16 protein-coding genes are annotated in these 19,815 nt (G+C 67.5%); 10 read left to right on the top strand and 6 right to left on the bottom strand.

Going from position 1 to position 19,815, the window contains the following annotated elements; translation table 11 throughout:
- Positions 1 to 56: 56 nt before the first annotated feature.
- Positions 57 to 1,646, bottom strand: a complete 1,590-nt coding sequence (gene ilvA, locus BM144_RS12140) for a threonine ammonia-lyase, biosynthetic (protein ID WP_092952571.1) — start codon at positions 1,644 to 1,646, stop codon at positions 57 to 59.
- 335 nt (positions 1,647 to 1,981) lie between these two features.
- On the opposite strand from ilvA, the gene BM144_RS12135 reads away from it, so the two are divergent.
- On the top strand, positions 1,982 to 2,431 hold the full coding sequence (locus tag BM144_RS12135; RefSeq protein WP_092952987.1) for an OsmC family protein: 450 nt from the start codon (positions 1,982 to 1,984) through the stop codon (positions 2,429 to 2,431).
- A 54-nt stretch (positions 2,432 to 2,485) separates the two neighbouring features.
- Here BM144_RS12135 and coq7 read toward each other — a convergent pair whose 3' ends face one another.
- Positions 2,486 to 3,103, bottom strand: coding sequence for a 2-polyprenyl-3-methyl-6-methoxy-1,4-benzoquinone monooxygenase (coq7, locus tag BM144_RS12130; RefSeq protein ID WP_092952569.1), 618 nt, complete (start codon positions 3,101 to 3,103; stop codon positions 2,486 to 2,488).
- A 294-nt stretch (positions 3,104 to 3,397) separates the two neighbouring features.
- Here coq7 and BM144_RS12125 point away from each other — a divergent pair, with 294 nt between their 5' ends.
- The 9 genes from BM144_RS12125 to BM144_RS12085 all read left to right on the top strand — a co-directional run bounded on the left by BM144_RS12125 (position 3,398) and on the right by BM144_RS12085 (position 15,297).
- Positions 3,398 to 4,447, top strand: a complete 1,050-nt coding sequence (locus BM144_RS12125) for a porin (RefSeq protein ID WP_092952567.1) — start codon at positions 3,398 to 3,400, stop codon at positions 4,445 to 4,447.
- A gap of 614 nt (positions 4,448 to 5,061) precedes the next feature.
- A complete protein-coding gene (locus BM144_RS12120) occupies positions 5,062 to 6,186 on the top strand; it encodes a porin (RefSeq protein ID WP_092952565.1) in 1,125 nt (374 codons plus the stop codon).
- Between the two features lie 269 nt (positions 6,187 to 6,455).
- Positions 6,456 to 8,024, top strand: coding sequence for an ABC transporter substrate-binding protein (locus tag BM144_RS12115; RefSeq protein WP_434802662.1), 1,569 nt, complete (start codon positions 6,456 to 6,458; stop codon positions 8,022 to 8,024).
- A gap of 127 nt (positions 8,025 to 8,151) precedes the next feature.
- Positions 8,152 to 9,132, top strand: a complete 981-nt coding sequence (locus tag BM144_RS12110; RefSeq protein ID WP_092952561.1) for an ABC transporter permease — start codon at positions 8,152 to 8,154, stop codon at positions 9,130 to 9,132.
- A gap of 1 nt (position 9,133) precedes the next feature.
- Positions 9,134 to 10,387: a M20 aminoacylase family protein gene (locus tag BM144_RS12105; protein WP_092952559.1), complete on the top strand. Its 1,254-nt coding sequence runs from the start codon at positions 9,134 to 9,136 to the stop codon at positions 10,385 to 10,387.
- Positions 10,388 to 10,514: 127 nt separating this feature from the next.
- Complete coding sequence (locus tag BM144_RS12100; protein WP_245783652.1) at positions 10,515 to 12,041, top strand: ABC transporter substrate-binding protein; 1,527 nt, start codon at positions 10,515 to 10,517, stop codon at positions 12,039 to 12,041.
- A gap of 88 nt (positions 12,042 to 12,129) precedes the next feature.
- Entirely contained in the window at positions 12,130 to 13,041 is a 912-nt protein-coding gene (locus tag BM144_RS12095; RefSeq protein ID WP_092952555.1) for an ABC transporter permease, read from the top strand.
- A gap of 190 nt (positions 13,042 to 13,231) precedes the next feature.
- Positions 13,232 to 14,230, top strand: a complete 999-nt coding sequence (locus BM144_RS12090; protein WP_092952553.1) for an ABC transporter ATP-binding protein — start codon at positions 13,232 to 13,234, stop codon at positions 14,228 to 14,230.
- Positions 14,227 to 15,297, top strand: a complete 1,071-nt coding sequence (locus BM144_RS12085) for an ABC transporter ATP-binding protein (protein ID WP_092952551.1) — start codon at positions 14,227 to 14,229, stop codon at positions 15,295 to 15,297. Before BM144_RS12090 ends, BM144_RS12085 begins: the two co-directional genes overlap by 4 nt.
- Positions 15,298 to 15,433: 136 nt before the next feature.
- On the opposite strand, the gene BM144_RS12080 is transcribed toward BM144_RS12085, so the two are convergent.
- From BM144_RS12080 to BM144_RS12065, 4 genes are all read right to left on the bottom strand, one after another.
- A complete protein-coding gene (locus tag BM144_RS12080) occupies positions 15,434 to 15,871 on the bottom strand; it encodes a DoxX family protein (RefSeq protein WP_092952549.1) in 438 nt (145 codons plus the stop codon).
- 209 nt (positions 15,872 to 16,080) lie between these two features.
- Complete coding sequence (locus tag BM144_RS12075; RefSeq protein ID WP_092952547.1) at positions 16,081 to 17,715, bottom strand: methyl-accepting chemotaxis protein; 1,635 nt, start codon at positions 17,713 to 17,715, stop codon at positions 16,081 to 16,083.
- A gap of 337 nt (positions 17,716 to 18,052) precedes the next feature.
- The gene (locus tag BM144_RS12070; RefSeq protein WP_092952545.1) at positions 18,053 to 18,721 is read right to left on the bottom strand and encodes a DUF2268 domain-containing putative Zn-dependent protease; all 669 of its coding nucleotides are present in this window, start codon (positions 18,719 to 18,721) and stop codon (positions 18,053 to 18,055) included.
- 23 nt (positions 18,722 to 18,744) lie between these two features.
- Positions 18,745 to 19,590: a MurR/RpiR family transcriptional regulator gene (locus BM144_RS12065; RefSeq protein WP_092952985.1), complete on the bottom strand. Its 846-nt coding sequence runs from the start codon at positions 19,588 to 19,590 to the stop codon at positions 18,745 to 18,747.
- Between the last annotated feature and the right edge of the window lie 225 nt (positions 19,591 to 19,815).

Raw genomic sequence — 19,815 nt, 5'->3', positions numbered from 1 at the left:
TATTAAATATGTAGCAAACTATTCAATGAATCCGGCGGCATGAAGGCGAAAAGGCTTCAAGCCTTGTGCCCGGGGGCCTGCAGGAAGAGCCGGTAGGCCGGATTCAGCGTTTCCTCCACGTACGGATAGCCCAGCGTTTCCAGGAAGGCGCTGAACGCGGCGGCGTCGCCGGCCGGCACCTGCATGCCCACGAGGATGCGGCCGTAGTCGGCGCCCTGGTTGCGGTAGTGGAACAGGCTGATGTTCCAGCTCGGCTGCATCAGGCTCAGGAACTTGAAGAGCGCGCCCGGGCGCTCCGGGAAGACGAAGCGCAGCAGCCGTTCGTCCTGCGCCAGGCCCGACCGGCCGCCCACGAGGTGGCGCAGGTGTTCCTTGGCCAGCTCGTCGTGGGTGAGGTCCAGCGCCTCGAAGCCCTGGCGCTGGAAATTGCGCGCGATCTTCTCCGACTCGCCCTTGCCGTGCGTCGTCAGGCCCACGAACACATGCGCCTGCGCGGCATCGCTGATGCGGTAGTTGAACTCGGTCACGTTGCGCGGGCCACCCGGCAACTGCCCCACCACCTCGCAGAAGCGGCGGAAGCTGCCGCGCTCCTCGGGGATGGTGACGGCCAGCAGGGCCTCGCGCTCCTCGCCCACCTCCGCACGCTCGGCCACGAAGCGCAGCCGGTCGAAGTTCATGTTGGCGCCGCAGAGGATGGCCGCATACGTCTCGCCGCGGGTCTTGCGCGCCGCCACGTACTGCTTGATCGCAGCCACCGCCAGCGCGCCGGCCGGCTCCACGATGCTGCGCGTATCCACGAAGATGTCCTTGATGGCGGCGCACACCGCATCGGTGTCCACGGTGATGAATTCGTCCACGAGGCCGCTCGCCACGCGGAAGGTTTCCTCGCCCACGAGCTTCACGGCCGTGCCGTCGGAGAAAAGCCCCACGTCCGGCAGCGCCACGCGGCGGCCGGAGGCCACCGACTGGGCCATGGCATCGGAATCGTTCATCTGCACGCCGATGATGCGGATCTCCGGCCGCACGGCCTTGATGTAGTTGGCCACGCCGCTCACCAGGCCGCCGCCGCCGATCGCGACGAACACGGCATCCAGGCGGTTGCTGCCCAGGCTCTGCAGCTGGCGCAGGATCTCCATCGCGATGGTTCCCTGGCCCGCGATCACGTCGGGATCGTCGAACGGGTGCACGAAGGTCAGGCCCTGCGCCTGCTGCAGCTGCGCGGCATGCTCGTAGGCGTCGGAATAGCTGTCGCCATGCAGCACCACCTCTGCGCCCAGCGTCTTCACGGCGTCCACCTTGAGCTGCGGCGTCGTCGTCGGCATCACGACCACCGCGCGTGCGCCCAGCCGCTTGGCGCTCATCGCCACGCCCTGCGCGTGGTTGCCCGCCGACGCGCAGATCACGCCGCGCTGCAATTGCTCGGCCGAGAGGTGCGCCATCTTGTTGTAGGCCCCGCGCAGCTTGAAGCTGAACACCGGCTGCTGGTCCTCGCGCTTGAGCAGCACCGTGTTGTGCAGCCGGCGGCCCAGCGCGCGCGCCGGCTCCAGCGCGGATTCGACGGCCACGTCGTAGACACGCGCCGTGAGGATCTTCTTGAGGTAATCGGCGGGGGTGAGGGCGGGGGAGGGCGGGGAAGTCTTCGTCATGGGGTGCGCGGGCGGCGGAGCCGGGCCGCTCGAATGCGGGGTTCGCGACGGTGGGCGGCGGGGCCGCCATCATAGGCCCGCGACCGCAGAGCACGGCGCACATGCCCGGAGGCAAAAAAAACGGCCCCGGATCGTGAGATCCGGGGCCGAATCCATCCTTTGAGGAGATGGAGGAGACAATCGGCGCGTTGGGCCAGGCTGGGAGCCTCTGCCATTCACCCTGTCGGGCAACGCATGGTTGAAAGTGTAGCGCAAGCGATGCTGCGATGCAGCAAAATTGTGAGGACGGCGAACGGGAACATCCTGTTGCCTTTTATTTGATGGGAAAAAACAACATGGAATGCACAGTCACCTGGACCGGCGCCTCCGGAACCCGCTCCGGCATGGGATTCATTGCAGAAACCGGCAGCGGCCACGTGCTCGCGATGGACGGCGCGCCGGATGCGGCCAACCCGGCCAATGGCGGTCAGAACCTGGCGCCCCGCCCGATGGAGACCGTGCTCGCCGGCACCGGCGGCTGCACGGCCTACGACGTGGTGCTGATTCTCCGGCGCGGCCGGCATGACGTCCGTGGCTGCAGCGTGAAGCTCACATCGGAACGTGCCGACACCGATCCCAAGGTCTTCACGCGGATCCACATGCAATTCACGGTGACCGGCAAGGCGCTCCCGGCCGCGGCGGTGGAGCGTGCCATCGCCATGAGCCACGAGAAATACTGCTCGGCGAGCATCATGCTCGGCAAGACCGCCGAGATCACCACCGGCTTCGACATCGTCGAGGGCTGATCCGGCGGCAAAGGGGGCAGGCTGCCCCTGGCGAACGCAGGCCTGCGGCGCTCTCTATATGTAGTGGGCCGTGGTCGTCATGACCTTCGCTGCGGCCGACATCACGGCGCGGGCCGGCGGCGGCAGGCTGGCGGCACCTGCCGCGCGCGCGGCCTGGGCGTGGCGTTCTTCATCGGCCTGCATGCGGGCAATCACGGCAAGCGACGCCGCGTCCCGCGGGGGCATGTGTTTCAGGTGGCCCTGCAGGTGCTGGGACACCTGGTCTTCGGTTTCCACCACGAAGCCCAGGCTGGCCTGGTCGCTCACCTGGGCGGCCGTCCATCCGATGGCGAACGCCCCGGCGAACCACAGCGGATTGAGCAGGCTCGGGCGGCTGCCGAGCGCTTCGAGCCGCTCCGCCGTCCATGCCAGGTGGTCCGTTTCTTCGCGGGCGGCTTCGAGCAGATGGGCGCGCAGCGCCGGATCCCGCGTCACTGCCGCCTGGCCCATGTACAGTGCCTGGGCACAGACTTCGCCGACGTGATTGACCCGCATCAGCGCCCCGGCCTTGCGCCGCTCGGCAGGGGAGAGATCGCCTTCCGGGATGCCTTTTGCGGGCGAGGCCTGGGAGGCCCGCGGCTTGGCAAACAGGGTGCGCAATGCGTTGTCGGCGGCTATCAGGATCTTGTCCATGGCAATGAATATCGGGGTTTGGAGCGATGGGCTTGCTTCAAAAAGAATAGCAAGAAGTCCATGGCCGTATTGCAATATTTCAATTCCGAGACACTCGGAAGGTTGTTGCGGTACTGCAACGGATTGGGTGTTTCGTGGCGATTGTGCGGGAATTCCTTTGCGAAACAGAACCGCCTCTGTTGCAATAAGGGCAACTTCCCCACCAGGAGGTTGGCCCGGGGTTGGCGGACTGCGCATGTTGTGCGTACCAGCCCCCCGAACCGGCGCCCTCGTTTAACCTTGGAGTAACTCGCAATGAAAAAATCCCTGATTGCCCTGGCTGTGCTGGCTGCTTCCGGCGCTGCAATGGCTCAATCTTCCGTCACGATGTTCGGTATCGTCGATGCTGGCGTGGGCCGTATCGCTGGCGACTCGTCCGTGACCGGCGTGTACAACAGTGGCAATGCAACGAGCCGCCTGGGTTTCCGTGGCGTTGAAGACCTCGGTGGTGGTCTGAAGGCTGGCTTCTGGCTCGAAGGCGCTATCCAGAACGACACCGGCACCGGCGCTGGTGGTGGTGCTACGGGCCCTGGCTTCGAATTCAAGCGTCGCTCCACGGTCAGCCTGATGGGCAACTTCGGTGAAGTCCGCCTGGGTCGTGAACTGACCGCTGGCTACGACAAGCCCAGCTCCTATGATCCGTTCGGTCAAGTTGGCGTGGCCAACTTCTTCGGCTTCGGCGTGCTCGGCTCCCCCACCCGTATCGGCAACGGCGTGAGCTACCGCACCCCCAGCAACCTGGGTGGCTTCTTCGGCGTGGTGCACTATGCATTCGGTGAAACCGCTTCCAACGCTGCCTACGACAAGGCTGGCAACTACCTGGCCCTGGCCGGTGGCTACGAAAACGGTCCTCTGAGCGTGACCCTGGCTGCTGACAAGCTGCGCGGTGCAACGGCTGCTCAAGACGTGACCAGCTACTCCGTGGCCGGTTCGTACGACCTGGGCGTCGTGAAGCCAATCGTGATCTGGCACTCGGAAAAGGACAATGCTGCTGTTGAAACCAAGTACAACACGTACCTGGTCGGCCTGACCGCTCCCCTTGGCCCTGGCTCCATCAAGGCTTCGTACTTCAACGTCAACAACAAGAACAGCAACAACGACTCCAGCGTGTTCGCTGTGGGTTACGTGTATGACCTGTCCAAGCGCACCGCCGTGTACGGCACGTACGCTCGCCTGGACAACAAGGCTGGCGCAAACCGCGTTCTGGGCAACGGCACGACGGGCACCAACGGCCTGACGGGCGCTGCTGTCGGCCTGGGCAACAACGTGAACGGCTACCAAGTCGGTATCCGCCACTCCTTCTAATGATCGGCTGACGACAGTCAGCTTTTCGCCAGAAGACAAAAAGCCGCCGGCCTCAGGGTCGGCGGCTTTTTCTATTGCGCGACAGAAGATTCGCGCGGCGCGCCCGGCCCGGCAGAGAAGAGCGCTACGACCGCACGAGGGCGTTGTCCATCGAGTGCATGCCGGCTGCACCAAGCCAGCACTGGCCTCATGGCGTTAAGCAGCCGCCCGTGGCGCCTCCGTAGCTGCAATGCCCGCGCCTGGCGGCTCGGCCACTTTTGACCAGCGGCGTTGCCGGTTCGCCGCAGGCTGCTCAGGCAAGCAGCAGTTGCCGACGCCGTACAACGAACGGGTGTTGGTGCTTCTTGGCGATGTTCGGCGGACTGCCGCCCGACTCACCGCGGTCCTTGCTGCCGGCCGTGTATCGACTCCCTCCAGGCATCCCATTCGGGCCCGCAGCGGATGGCATGGCAGCGCGTCGCTTTCACTGCCGAGCTGGTCATCTCCCTCGCCTGTCGCCTATGTAACAAAAGTTAGGGAAAACGACTGTGAACTAGGCGCCATATGGGCTGGCCCGCCAAAAAGGGCGTTTCTACAATGAATTTTCCTTTACCCCTGGCAGAAAGAGACAACACATGCGTATTTCGTTTGTGAAAAAAACCATTGCCTGTGCAGCGCTGGCGACGGTGTCGCCGCTTCTTCTCGCGCAGAGCGCAGGTACCAGCAGCGTGCAGCTTTACGGCATTGTGGACATGGCCTATCGCCACACCAACAATGAGGGCCCTGCCGGCAACGCGGGCGGCTCGCTGAATCAGATGGTAGGCGGTGGCATGTCCCAGAGCCGCTGGGGGATCAACGTCAATGAAGATCTGGGCGGGGGCACGAAGGCCCTGGTGAACCTGGAAAACCGCTTCGGCGCCGACACCGGGACGCCGGCCTCGCCGTACTTCCAGCAGTCGTGGGTCGGGTTGCAGGGCGGATTCGGCCGAGTGACGCTGGGCCGGCAATACAACATTCTTTTCGATCTGGTCACGAGCACCTACGCGTCCTACCCGTACTCGCCGTACATGGACGTGTACAAGCCCGAAATCGGTTTCGCGCTCGGCGCCCGTGCCGACAACATGATCAAGTACATGGCCGAGATCGGTCCATGGCGTGGCGGGCTGCAGTATTCGTTCGATGAGAAGAGCCCCACTGGCGGCAAGACGGCCGGCGGGTATGTGCGCTATGCCGCAGGCGGCCTGGCGGCAGGCCTGGGCTACCAGAATTACGAATTCGCGTCGGGCAAGAAGATCGATGCATGGACCGTGGGCGGCTCCTACCGCATGGGCGATTGGTACTTCAATGCCGGCTATGGCCAGAACAAGGTCGACGACGGCCTGACGGCCGTGGACCGTGCCGTGCTCTCCGCGATGTGGCAGGGCGGCATCAACGGCGGGTTCGGCGGCCCGGCGTTCCTGGCGGCGAACAAGCGCACGATCTACAAGGTGGGCGCCGGCTACCAGATCACGCCGCAGATCAATCTGGGCGCGCACTATTTCCGCGCGGAGCAGAAAGGCACGGTCGCCGCAGCCGAAGCCAAGGCCGATTTCTACACGATGGCCCTCGACTACGCCTTCTCCAAGCGCACCGACGCCTACATCGAGATCGACCATACCAAGCTCAAGGGCGACCAGGTCAGCCTGAACAATTCGGCGGGCCAAGCCAACGGGGCCAAGAGCCGCACGGGCTACACGATCGGCCTGCGCCACCGGTTCTGACGCCGGCGGCTTTTTCTTTCGATCCCCCTGAACAGGCCGCGTGAGGAGGGCCACCGGTGCACACCGGTGGTGCCGATCCGCCTCGGCAGCCTGGCACCCATCTTGCACGGCAGGTGCTCACCAGCGCTGTCGCTGCACATCTCGCGCCGCCACGGCAGGGAGCCACATCTCCCTCGCCGCAAGGGCCTCCAAAGGGCTCCTTCCCGGTCGGCGCTTTCTCGTTCCTGTTTCTTCTTTTGACCAAAGAGGTGCGTCCGATGAGATTTCCCATGGCCATCGTTTCCGCGGCGGTTGCCGCGGCCCTGTTCACCGTGCCGGTTGCGCACGCCAAGACCTTCAAATGGTCCAGTCAGGGCGAGATATCGACCTGGGATATCCATTCGCAGAACAATGCGCTGCAGAACGGCATCCATGCGAACGTGTACGAGTCCCTCGTCTACTACGACAGCCGCACGTTCAAGGTGGAGCCCGTGCTCGCGACCGCCTGGCGGGAGGTGAGCCCGACGCAGGTGCGCTTCACGCTGCGCCAGGGCGTGAAGTTCCATGACGGTTCGGCGTTCACGGCCGACGACGCCGTGTTCTCCCTGACCCGGGCCATGGCCAAGACCTCGAACTACGGCCCCTTCGTGCAGGGCATCGACAAGGTGGTGAAGGTCGACGACCAGACCATCGACATCTTCACCAAGTCGGCCAATCCGGTGCTGCTGCGCCAGTTGACCGAACTGCGCATCATGAGCCGGGCCTGGGCCGAGAAGAACCGTTCGGTCGAGCCCAAAGACCTCAAGGGCACGGACGAGAACTTCGCGCACCGCAACGCGATGGGCACGGGCCCCTACACGCTCGAATCGTGGCAACCCGACGTGCGCATGGTGTTCAAGCGCAATCCGGCTTGGTGGGGCCAGATGGAGGGCAACGTGACGGAAATCGTCTACACCCCCATCAAGTCGGCCTCGACGCGGGTCGCGGCGCTGTTGTCGGGCGAGGTGGACATGGTGCTCGATCCCTCTCCGCAGGACCTGCCGCGCCTGCGCTCCGCAGCGCCGCTCAAGGTCATCGACGGGCTGGAGAACCGCACGCTGTTCCTGGGCATGGACCAGTTCCGCGACGAGCTGGTGGGCAGCAGCGTGAAGGGCAAGAACCCGCTGAAGGACGTGCGGGTGCGGCGCGCGCTCTACCAAGCGATCGACGTGAACGCGCTCACGCGCAATATCCTGCGCGGGCTCGGCAAGCCGACCGGCACGCTGGTGGCGCCGCAGGTCGCGGGCTGGAGCGAAGCCGTGGCGCAGCGCCTGCCCTACGACGTGGAAGCCGCCAAGAAGTCGATGGCCGATGCGGGCTATGCGGACGGTTTCGAGGTGGACTTCGCGTGTCCCAACAACCGCTACATCAACGACGAGGCGATCTGCCAGGCCGTGACCGCGATGTGGGCCCGCATCGGCGTGAAGGCCAAGCTGCGCACGATGCCGCAGGTCACGTATTTCCCGCTGATCCAGCGCTCCGAAGCCAGCATCTACCTGCTGGGCTGGGGCGTGCCGACCTTCGATGCGCTCTACAGCCTGCAGTCGCTCGTGCGCAGCGTGGGCACGGGCGGCGACGGCAACTACAACGTGGGGCGCTATCGCAACGAGCGCATGGACTACCTCGTGGACCGCATCAAGAGCGAAACCGATGCGCCGGTGCGCGCCCGCATGCTGACCGAAGCCCTCCAGCTGTCGGGCGACACGGTCTCGCACATTCCCCTCTACGACCAGGTCATTCCCTGGGCGATGAAGAAGAACGTCGAATTGGTGCACCGGGCCGACAACCGGGTGGACATGCGCACCGTCAAGGTCCAGTGACAGCCCATCGCGTGGGACGGGAGGGATTTCCCCACCCCCACGCGCCTTCACCATTCGCGATGGCCCGGGTATTGCATGCGGCCGGGCCATGCCCTGCTAGCATGCCCGATTCACTGCCGCTCCTCCGATGCTTGCCTTCATTCTGCGACGCCTTATCCAGGCCGTGATCGTCATGGTCGCGGTGGCTTTCATCTCCTTCATGCTGTTCCAGTATGTGGGCGACCCCGTCACCTTCCTGCTCGGGCAGGACGCGACCCCGGAGCAGATCCGCGACATGCGGGCAGCGCTCGGTCTCGACAAACCGTTCATCGTGCAGTTCTGGCACTTCCTCGTGAATGCGGCGCAGGGCGAATTCGGCCTGAGCCTGCGCCAGGGGGCGAAGGTGTCCCGGCTGATCGCCGAGCGGTTCCCCGCCACGCTCGAACTTGCGCTGGTAGCGGCCGTGCTCGCGCTGCTGATCGGCGTGCCGATGGGCGTCTATGCGGCGCTGCGCCGCGGCACGTTCACGAGCCAGCTGTTCATGACGCTGTCGCTGCTGGGCGTGTCGCTGCCCACGTTCCTGATCGGCATCCTGCTGATCCTGGTCTTCGCGGTGCATCTGGGGTGGTTCCCCAGTTTCGGGCGCGGCCCGGTCACGCAGGTCGGATGGTGGAGCACCGGGCTGCTGAGCGCCAAGGGGTGGCACCACGTCACGCTGCCCGCGGTGACGCTCGCGATCTTCCAGCTCACGCTGATCATGCGCCTCGTGCGCGCCGAGATGCTGGAAGTGCTGCGCACCGACTACATCAAGTTCGCGCGGGCGCGTGGCCTGACCGACCGGGCCATCCATTTCGGCCATGCGCTCAAGAACACGCTGGTGCCGGTGATGACCATCACGGGCCTGCAACTGGGCGGCCTGATCGCGTTTGCGATCATCACCGAGACGGTGTTCCAGTGGCCCGGCATGGGGCTGCTCTTCATCCAGGCCGTGACGTTCGCCGATATTCCCGTGATGGCGGCCTACCTCTGCCTGATCGCGCTGATCTTCGTGGTGATCAACCTCGTGGTCGACCTGCTGTATTTCGCCGTGGACCCCCGCCTGCGCGTGGGCAAGGCCGGAGGCCATTGAGATGGCTGCCGCAGCGACCACCGGAGCATCGATCGCCCAGCCGGCGCGCCTGCGGGCCGGCGGCCGCGCCTTCTCGCACATCGCGCAGTTCCATCCCGAACTGACCGCGTTCCGCCGCGACCTGCACGCGCACCCCGAGCTGGGCTTCGAAGAGGTCTACACGGGCTCGCGCGTGAAGGAGGCACTCAAGGTCTGCGGGGTGGACGAGATCCACGACGGCATCGGGCGCACGGGCATCGTCGCCGTGGTCCACGGCCGCAGCCGCTCGAGCGGCAGCATGATCGGCCTGCGCGCCGACATGGACGCGCTGCCCATGGCCGAGCAGAACGATTTCACCTGGAAGTCCTGCAAACCCGGCCTGATGCACGGCTGCGGCCACGACGGCCACACGGCCATGCTGGTGGGCGCGGCGCGCTACCTGGCGGCCACGCGGCATTTCGACGGCACGGCCGTGCTGATCTTCCAGCCCGGAGAGGAGGGCTGCGCCGGTGCGCGCGTGATGATCGAGGACGGCCTCTTCGACCGCTTCCCCGTGCAGTCGGTGTACGCCATGCACAACTGGCCCGCGATGCGGCCCGGCACCATCGGGCTCAATCCGGGCCCGATGATGGCGTCCGCCGACCGCATCACGATCGAGATCGCCGGGCGCGGGGGCCATGGCGCGCATCCCTACCAGACGGTGGACGTGGTACTCGTGGCGGCGCACATCATCACGGCGGTGCAGGGCATCGTCTCGCGCAACGTGCGGCCGCTCGACAGCGCGGTCGTCAGCCTCTGCGCGATCCAGGCGGGCGATCTCGGCGCCTTCAGCGTGCTGCCGGGCACGGCCACGCTGGTGGGCACCGTGCGCACCTTCTCGCCCGCGGTGCAGGAGATGGTCGAGCAGCGCCTGAAGGACCTGTGCAGCGCGGTGGCGCTCGGCTTCGGCGCGACGGCCACCGTGCGCTACGAGCGCATCTACCCGGCCACGATCAACACCGAGGGCGATGCCCGGTTCGCGGGCGACGTGGCGGCCTCCCTGGTGGGCGAGGAGAACGTGGTGCGCGACCTGGAGCCCAGCATGGGCGCCGAGGACTTCTCGTTCATGCTCCAGAGCAAGCCCGGCGCCTACCTGCGCATCGGCCAGGGCACGGGCCCCGGCCACAGCGCGCTGCACAACAACCGCTACGACTTCAACGACGAGATCCTGCCGCTGGGCGCCGCGCTGCACGCGGGCCTGGTCGAGCAGGCCATGCCGCTGCCCGCGGCGGCATGAGGCTGCCATGGCGGCCCGACGATCCCTTTTTCATTTCCCCGACGGATTCCACATCCACTGCAGGCCTCCCATGACGAACCTCGGCAAAAAAGTGCTCCATGCCGCCGTATCCACTGCATTGTTTGCTATGGTTTCAGTAGCAAGCGCGCAGACGATCCGGATCGCGAACCAGGGCGACGCGCTGTCGATGGACCCGCATTCGCTCAACGAGAGCCTGCAGCTCAGCGTGACGGGCAACGTCTACGAGCCGCTCGTGGGCCGCAACAAGGACCTGAGCCTCGCGCCCGCGCTGGCCACGCGCTGGGCGCAGATGTCGCCCACGGTGTGGCGCTTCGAGCTGCGCCGCAACGTGCAATTCCACGACGGCTCGCCGTTCACCGCCGACGACGTGATCTTCTCGCTCGCGCGCACCCAGGCCGAAGGCTCGGACATGAAGACGTACACCAACGACTTCAAGGAAGTGCGGCGCATCGACGACTACACGCTGGAGATCGAGACCAAGGCGCCGTACCCGATCCTGCCGGACGTGCTCACGCTCGTGTACATCATGCCCCGCAAGTGGTGCGAGACGAACCAGGCCACGGTGCCCGTGGACCGGCGCAAGGGCGTGGAGAACGCCGCGTCGTTCCGTGCCAACGGCACGGGCCCGTTCCGCCTGCGAGAGCGCCAGCCCGGCGTGCGCACGGTGTTCGCGCGCAACCCGCAGTACTGGGGCAGCATCGAGGGCAACGTGGCCGAGGTGGTCTACACCCCCATCGGCAACGACGCCACCCGCGTGGCCGCGCTGCTCTCCGGCGAGGTGGGCGTGATGGAGCCGGTGCCGGTGCAGGACATCGAGCGCGTGAACACAAGCCCCCTCACGCGCGCGGTGACGGGCCCGGAGCTGCGCACCATCTTCCTGGGCATGGACCAGAAGCGCGACGAGCTGCAGTACTCCAGCGTGAAGGGCAAGAACCCCTTCAAGGACAAGCGCGTGCGCCAGGCCTTCTACCAAGCCATCGACATCGACGGCATCCGCAAGAACGTGATGCGCGGCGCGTCCAATCCGTCGGCGCTGCTGGTGGGGCCGGGCGTCAACGGATTCCAGGCCGACATGAAGCGGCTGCCCTACGACCCGGACGCCGCGAAGAAGCTGCTGGCCGAGGCCGGCTATCCGGGCGGCTTCGAGGTGGGCCTGAACTGCCCCAACGATCGCTATGTGAACGATGCGCGCATCTGCCAGGCCGTGGCCGCCAACCTCGCGCGCATCGGCGTGAAGGTGAACCTGCAGGCAGAGACCAAGGGCACCTATTTCCCCAAGGTGCTGCGCCGCGACACGAGCTTCTACATGCTGGGCTGGTCGCCCGCCACCTACGACGCGCACAACGCGCTCAATGCGCTGGTGGCCTGTGTGGACGACAAGGGCGCGGGCCAATTCAACCTCGGCAGCTATTGCAACGCGAAGGTCGACCAGCTCACGCGGCAGATCCAGTCGGAGACCGACAAGACGCGCCGCAACGCGATGATCCGCGAGGCGTTCGAGATCCACGCCGCCGACGTGGGCCACATTCCGCTGCACCAGCAGGCCCTGGCCTGGGGCGTCTCCCGCAAGGTGGCGCTGGTGCAGATGGCCGACAACTTCATGCCGTTCAAGTGGATGAGCATCACGAAATGACGGCGGATTGACCCATCCACCCGTGCGGCCGGGCCGCGCGGACCGGCGGCAGCCGCACCGCCCCCAGTGTTCCTTCCGAAGCTCCACGATGAAAAAAACGCTCTTCCGATGGTTCGACAGCGATGTCGGCTACAGCTTCCGCACCTCCCCCGTGGCGATCGGCGCCGCGGCCATCGCGCTGGTCTGCGTGTTCTGCTCGCTGTTCGCGGGCTGGGTGGCGCCGCACAATCCGTTCGACCTGACCACGCTCGAACTGAGCGATGCGCGCCTGCCGCCCGGATGGAGCGAGGGCGGCTCCTGGAAATACCCTTTCGGCACCGACGACCAGGGCCGCGACATTCTCTCGGCGCTGATCTACGGCGCACGCATCTCGCTCGTGGTGGGGCTGGCTTCGGTGGTGCTCTCGGTGGTGGTGGGCGTGGCCTTCGGCCTGCTGGCCGGCTTCAAGGGCGGCTGGATCGACAGCGTGCTCATGCGCCTGTGCGACGTGATGCTGTCGTTCCCCGCCATCCTCGTGGCGCTGCTCATCGCCGGTGTGGGCCGCGCCGTGTTCCCCAATGCGCACGAGTCGCTCGCCTTCGGCGTGCTGATCATTTCCATCTCGCTCACGGGCTGGGTGCAGTACGCGCGCACGGTGCGCGGCTCCACGCTGGTGGAGCGCAACAAGGAATACGTGCAGGCCGCCCGCGTGACGGGCGTGTCGTCCCTGCGCATCATGCGCCGCCACGTGCTGCCCAACGTGATGGGCCCGGTGATGGTGCTGGCCACCATCCAGGTGGCCACGGCCATCATCACCGAGGCCACGCTGTCGTTCCTGGGCGTGGGCGCGCCGCCCACCTCGCCCTCGCTCGGCACGCTGATCCGGATCGGCAACGACTACCTGTTCTCGGGCGAGTGGTGGATCACGGTGTTTCCCGGCGTGATGCTGGTGCTCATCGCGCTCTCCGTGAACCTGCTGGGCGACTGGCTGCGCGACGCGCTCAATCCCCGGTTGCGCTAGAGCTAAAGCATGAAAGACACCCCCCTGAGCGGCTGCACCGCTTCCCCCCGCTCTCGCCGCGCTGCGCGCGGCGGGCAGGGGGACGCCGCCGGCGGCCCGGCAAAGCCAGTTCCGCGGCGTCTGCCGGCCTGGGCGGCGCCAGTGGCGCACGCCGCGCGGAATGCAATGGATAACGGATGGATCGCCTGCCATGTCCCTTCTTGAAGTGAAGAACCTCGTCGTCGAATTCCCGGGCCGCCGCGGCACGCTGCGCGCGCTGGACGACATCTCCTTTTCCATCGAGCCCGGCGAGATCCTGGGCGTGGTGGGTGAATCGGGGGCGGGCAAGTCGCTCACCGGCGCGGCCATCATCGGCCTGCTGGAGCCGCCGGGGCGGGTCGCCTCCGGCCAGATCCTGCTGGAGGGCGAGCGCATCGACAACCTGCCGCAGGAAAAGATGCGCCACGTGCGCGGCCGCCGCATCGGCGCCATCTTCCAGGACCCGCTCACCTCGCTCAACCCGCTCTACACGGTGGGGCACCAGCTGACCGAGACGATCCGTACGCACCTGCCCGTAAACGCGGCGGAGGCGCGGCGCCGCGCCATCCAGTTGCTCAAGGACACGGGCATTCCCGCGGCCGAGCAGCGCGTGGACCACTACCCGCACCAGTTCTCGGGCGGCATGCGCCAGCGCGTGGTGATCGCCCTGGCGCTGGCGGCCGAGCCGCAGCTCATCGTGGCCGACGAGCCCACCACGGCGCTCGACGTGTCCATCCAGGCGCAGATCATCCAGCTGCTCAAGAACATCTGCAAATCGCGCGGCGCGGCCGTGATGCTCATCACGCACGACATGGGCGTGATCGCCGAGACCTGCGACCGCGTGGCCGTGCTCTACGCCGGCCGCATCGCGGAGATCGGCCCGGTGCACGAGGTCATCAACCACCCCGCGCACCCCTACACGGCGGGGCTCATGGCCTCCATCCCCGACATGGAGCAGGAGCGCGAGCGCCTGAACCAGATCGACGGCGCGATGCCGCGGCTCAACGCCATTCCGCCGGGCTGCGCCTTCAACCCGCGCTGCCCCCACACCTTCGACCGCTGCCGCGTGGAGCGCCCGGAGCTGCTGTCCGCCGGCCCCACGCAGGCGGCGTGCTGGCTGCACGCCGCCACGCCGCACGCCGCGGCCGTCATCCAGGAAGCCGTGTCATGAGCGATACCGCACACACTCCGACCTCCCGATCCCCATCGTCCGCCGCGCCGCTGGTGCAGGCGCACGATCTCGCCAAGACCTTCGACGTCTCCGCGCCGTGGCTCAACCGCGTGCTCGAAGGCAAGCCGCGCGCGCTGCTGCACGCCGTGGACGGTGTGAGCTTCACCATCGAGAAGGGCCGCACGCTGGCGCTCGTGGGCGAATCCGGCTGCGGCAAGAGCACCGTGGCCCGGCTGCTCGTGGGGCTGTACGACCCCACGCGCGGCGGACTCACCTTCGATGGAGAGGATGCGCACGCGGCCTTCAAGGGCCGGGACGCGCGCGCCATGCGCCGGCGCATCCAGATGATCTTCCAGGACCCCTACGCGAGCCTGAACCCGCGCTGGATCGTCGAGGACATCATCGGCGAGCCGTTGCGCGAGCACGGCCTCATCACCGACAGGGCGCAGCTGCGCCAGCGCGTGGGCGAGCTGCTGCAGTCCGTGGGCCTCTCGCCGCTCGACATGTCGAAGTACCCGCACCAGTTCTCGGGCGGGCAGCGCCAGCGCATCTCGATCGCGCGCGCGCTGGCCACCGAGCCCGAGTTCCTCGTGTGCGACGAGCCCACGTCGGCGCTCGACGTGTCGGTGCAGGCGCAGGTGCTCAACATCATGAAGAACCTGCAGCGCGAGCGGAAGCTGACCTATCTCTTCATCAGCCACAACCTGGCCGTGGTGCGCCATGTGAGCGACCAGGTGGGCGTGATGTACCTGGGGCGCCTGGTCGAGCTGGCCGACAAGCGCGAGCTGTTCGCCGCGCCGCGCCATCCCTACACGCGCATGCTGCTGGACGCGATCCCGAAGATGCACGACACCAGCCGCGCCCGCACGCCCGTGCAGGGCGAGGTGCCCAATCCGCTCAACCCGCCGACGGGCTGCGCCTTCAATCCGCGCTGCCCCTACGCCAACGACCGCTGCCGCACCGAGCGGCCCCAGCTCATCGACGACGGCGGCACGCGCGTGGCCTGCCACGGGATCGAGGAAGGGCGCATCCCGCTCGGCACGGCCGTGGCCGCGGCAGCGGTGTGAGGGGGCCGCGAGCCATTGGTTGCCGGCGGCTCGCGGAACAAGGCAAAGACAAGACAAGGCCCGGGTTGCCTCCGGTGCGTACCCCGGCGGCAGGCAGGGGGCGCGCGGCGCCGGGTCCGTCCTGCCGGAGTCCTTCTCAGTTGAATCGCCCGTTGGCGCCGCCCAGGCTGTAGCGGCCCGCACCCAGCAGCATCATGGCCAGTGCGCCGAACAGGTACATGCCCTGCAGCTCCAGGGCCCAGCCGCCTTGCTTGGTCATCGAGAACAGGTCGGCCATGTGGACGAGGCCGAAGGCCACGAGCATGTTCACGAAGATGATGGCGGCGCCCGCGCGGGTGGCGACGCCGGCGATCACGAGCAGCGGGGCCAGCACTTCGCCCACGTAGACCAGGTAGCTCAGCACGCCGGGCAGGCCGGCCTTTTCCAGCATGCCGACGATGAATCCGGCGCCGTACTGGATCTTGAAGATGCCGTGCAGCAGGATCAGCACGCCCAGCGCGAGGCGCAGCACGAGCTTGCCGGCGTCATCGGTGGTGGGCGACAGGGGGCGGGACGGGGTGGGGGACAGGCTCATGGGGACGCTCCTCGGTGCAAGGTGTTTGAATGCTCCGCAGTGTGCCTGTGCGGGCTCCACCGTGTCGGTGCGTTTTCGCACACGCGGCCCACATGCGCCTTTGTCCTGCAGGCCGGCGCCCGCCCCGGTGCCTCAGGGGGCGCAAGGTGTTGCGGCGGAGCACCATCCGGAAACCGTGCGACCGTGGCGCTGCGCGCTGGTACGTACGCTCAGGCGGCTGCCAGTGCGTGCCGCAGCAGCTGCGGGCGCGTGGCATGGACCGTGCGGGCCGGTGCAGCGTCCACGGATGCGCGTTCGAGCCGGAAGACCGCGACGAGCGCGCTGAGCTGCTCGGACTGCGAGCGCAGGCTGGCGGCCGCCGCGGCGCTTTCCTCCACCAGCGCGGCGTTCTGCTGCGTCACCTGGTCGAGGTGGTTCACCGCCTCGCCCACCTGCCCGATGCCGCTGCTCTGCTCCGCGGAGGCATTGGCGATCTCGCTGATGAGGGCACTGACCTGCCGCACCTGCGCGACGATGCCGTCCATGCTCTGGCCGGCGCTGCCCGCCAGCGTGCTGCCGTTGTCCACCTTGCCGACGCTGTCGGTGATGAGGGCCTTGATCTCCTTGGCCGCCTGCGCCGAGCGCTGCGCCAGCGTGCGCACTTCGCCGGCCACCACCGCGAAGCCCCGGCCCTGCTCGCCGGCCCGTGCGGCTTCCACGGCGGCATTCAGCGCGAGGATGTTGGTCTGGAAGGCGATGGAATCGATCACGCCGATGATGTCCGAGATCTTTCCGGAGGAGGCCGCGATCTCCTGCATCGTCTCCACCACGCGGCCCACGATGGTGCCGCCCTGCTCGGCGGCCTGCGCCGCCCGCGCCGCGAGCTGGTTGGCTTCGCGGGCGGTGTCCGAGTTGGTTCTGACGGTGCTGCTCAGCTCCTCCATCGATGCCGCCGTTTCCTCCAGGCTGCTGGCCTGCTGTTCGGTGCGCTGGCTCAGGTCGGCGTTGCCCATGGCGATTTCGGCCGCACCGGTGGCGATGTTCTCGCTGCCGTGGCGCACCTGGCCCACCATCTCCACGAGCCGGAGGTTCATGTGCTGCAGTGCGTGCAGCAGCGCGGCCGGCTCGTCCTTGCCCTCGATGTGGAACGCCGAGGTGAGGTCGCCCTCGGCCACCGCGGTGGCGACGGCGACGCCGGTCTCCAGCGGCCGGGTGATGGAGCGCGTCACCGCCACGGCAAGGCCCAGCCCGCTCAGCAGGGACACCGCGATCACGGCGATGAACACGGCCAACGCACGCTCGTAGCCCGCGCTGGCAGCGGCGGCGGCCTGGGTGCCGCCTTCCTCGTTGAGCTGGATGAGCTGGCCCAGCACGTCGGTCGCTTCCGAGAACGCTTTCGCGGACGCTGCCGCGGCCTGGGCGCGCGCATCCAGCCCCGAGCCTTCGGTATCCGAGAGGGTGACGAGCCTGGTTTCCGAAGCCCGGTAGTCCTCCAGGCGGCCGCGGAAGGTCTCGAAGAGCTGCCGCTCCTGCGGGGAGGAGATCTTGGGCTCGTAAACGGCGAGGGCCGCGGGCAGGCGGGTTTCGAATGCCGCCTTGATCCTGCCCAGCAGTTCCTGCCGGACGCCCGGGCTCGGGTCCACGACCCGGCGCAGGCTGGCACGGCGGCCGTCGTTCATGATCGAGCGGATGTCACCCACCGCACGCACGCTGGGGAGCCAGTTCGTGCCCAGTTCGCTGGCGTGGTGGTTCAGGCTGCGGAGCTGGAAGATGCCGAAGGCGCCCAGCAACAGAAGGAGCACCAGCAGGGCGCCGAAGCCCAGGGCCAGCCGGGGGCCGATCTTGATTTGTCGAAGGATGTGCATGAGAAATGCTCCATTTGTTGGGCTTCAAAATCACATTTATCAAATATATGATTGAATTCCACTGAATGGAGGATGTTTTTGTCATTTCTGCGGTGCGGAAATCCTGTGCAGTGCTCTGTTCCCATGACGACGGCAACGGGTGCTGTAGTCGCTGGACCGCGCGTCTGCGCGGGGCGGCGCCGCTGGCCCAAGTGCCAAGCCAAGGCTGGCGCACGCAGCGCTCAACGGCTTCGGCAGCGGGAATGCGTGGCCGGAGCCCGGACGTCGGGCGCCTGGCATTCCCCGATGCCGGCGGCGTGCGCCGGGCGGCGCTCCTGGGCATGGGCGGGGCCGGCGCTCACTCCTTGCCCCCAAGATCCGCAAGGAATGCCCGCGCTGGAACATGCACCAGTTGCGAGGCCGAAAGGCCGGTCCGCCGAGCGTGCCGCACCGCCATCGCATATCCGAGCGCATAGCCTGCATGGCGGGGGAGCGTGTCCGGCTGGGTGCCGAAGAACCACTGCGCGTGCCCATGGTCCGTCCGGTCCCAGTGGGTACGGGCGAGGGCGGAGAACGTTTCGATCTGGGCAGGCGACAGCGAACGCGCATAGAACGGTGGACCGCCGACCCCCCACTCCGATTCGAACAGGCACGCCAGCCCTTCGCTGACCAGGGCTTCGCCCAGGGTGTTCCCGTAGCCGGGTCCGGCCCAGCGCGCGCAGTGGTGCAGTTCGTGGGCCAGCAGGCCGCGCAGCGCGTGGCCGAACGCCACGGGGTCAGCTTCGTGGCGACGCACGTCGATGGGCAGGAACACGCGGTGCGCGGATGGCGTGTACCCACCCGCGCCCAGCTCCGGAATGGTGGAGGCCGGATCGTGATAGACCAGCACATCGACGCCTTGCAGCGGCAGCCGCGGCGGCACCGATGCCGCCACGGGCGCCAGGGCGGTCCGCAGCGCATCCGCATGGGTGCCCAGTTCATTGCCTGCGTTCAGCAGATGGATGGCAAGGAGCGGGGGTGTCGGCATCGCGTGGACCCTGGTGCGGCGCGTCAGGTGTAGCGCTTGGCCCGCAGGTTGTCCTTCATCTGCTGCAGGCGCGGCTGCAGCGGCTCGCCGATGCGCAGGGCCACGCAGGTGGCCAGCACGTCGATCACCAGCAGGTGCAGCAGGCGCGACACCATCGGGCTGTAGCGGTCGTAGCCCTCGGGATGGTCGGCCGCCAGGTGGATGTGGCAGGCGCTCGCCAGCGGCGAGCCGCTCGCGGTGATGGCGATGGTGGTGGCACCGTTCTTGCGCGCGATGTCGGCCGCATCCATGAGGTCGCGCGTGCGGCCGGAGTTGGAGACGATGACCACGCAGTCGCCGGGCCCCAGCAGGGTGGCGCTCATGACCTGCATGTGGCCGTCGCTGGTCGAGAGGCTGGTCACGCCGAGGCGGAAGAACTTGTGCTGCGCGTCCTGCGCCACGATGCCCGAATTGCCGGCGCCGTAGAACTCGATGCGCCGCCCCGTCTGCCAGGTGGCCGCGATGGCGCCGGCCGCCTGCTCGATGGCCTTGGTGCTGGCGGCATTGCGGTACTGCAGGAACGCGGCGACGGCGTTGTCCACCACCTTCACGAGCACATCGCCCGTCTTGTCGTCGGCATCCACGCTGCGGTGGATGAAGGGCACCCCCTCGCTCACGCTGCCGGCGAGCTTGAGCTTGAAATCGGCCAGCCCGTCGTAGCCCATGCTGCGGCAAAAGCGCACCACCGTGGGCTTGCTCACCCCCGCGCGCGCAGCCAGCTCGCGCACCGGCAGCCGCGCGAAGGCGCGGGCATCCTGCAGCACGAGCTGCCCCACGCGCTGCTCGGCGGGCGCAAGCGAAGGCAGGGACGCGGTGATGCGGTCGAGCATCTCAGCCATCCGCCGCGCGGTACGCCACGGCCCACTGCCGGCTGCATTGCAGCGGCCTTGCTCTGCCGAGCCGCAGGCGCCCCAGAGCTGCCGCCATGGCCCACTGCCGGCTGCGTTGCAGCGGCTTTACCCATCCGATGGCCGCGGAGCAGGCCACGCCAGCGGACGCCGTGGAACCGGCTCTGCCGGGCCACAGGCGTCGTCCCCCCTCGGGGGGAAGGCGCC

Source organism: Paracidovorax konjaci (genome assembly GCF_900112675.1).
GTDB classification, from domain to species: domain Bacteria; phylum Pseudomonadota; class Gammaproteobacteria; order Burkholderiales; family Burkholderiaceae_C; genus Paracidovorax; species Paracidovorax konjaci.
This window is presented reverse-complemented; position numbering and strand designations above follow the sequence as displayed.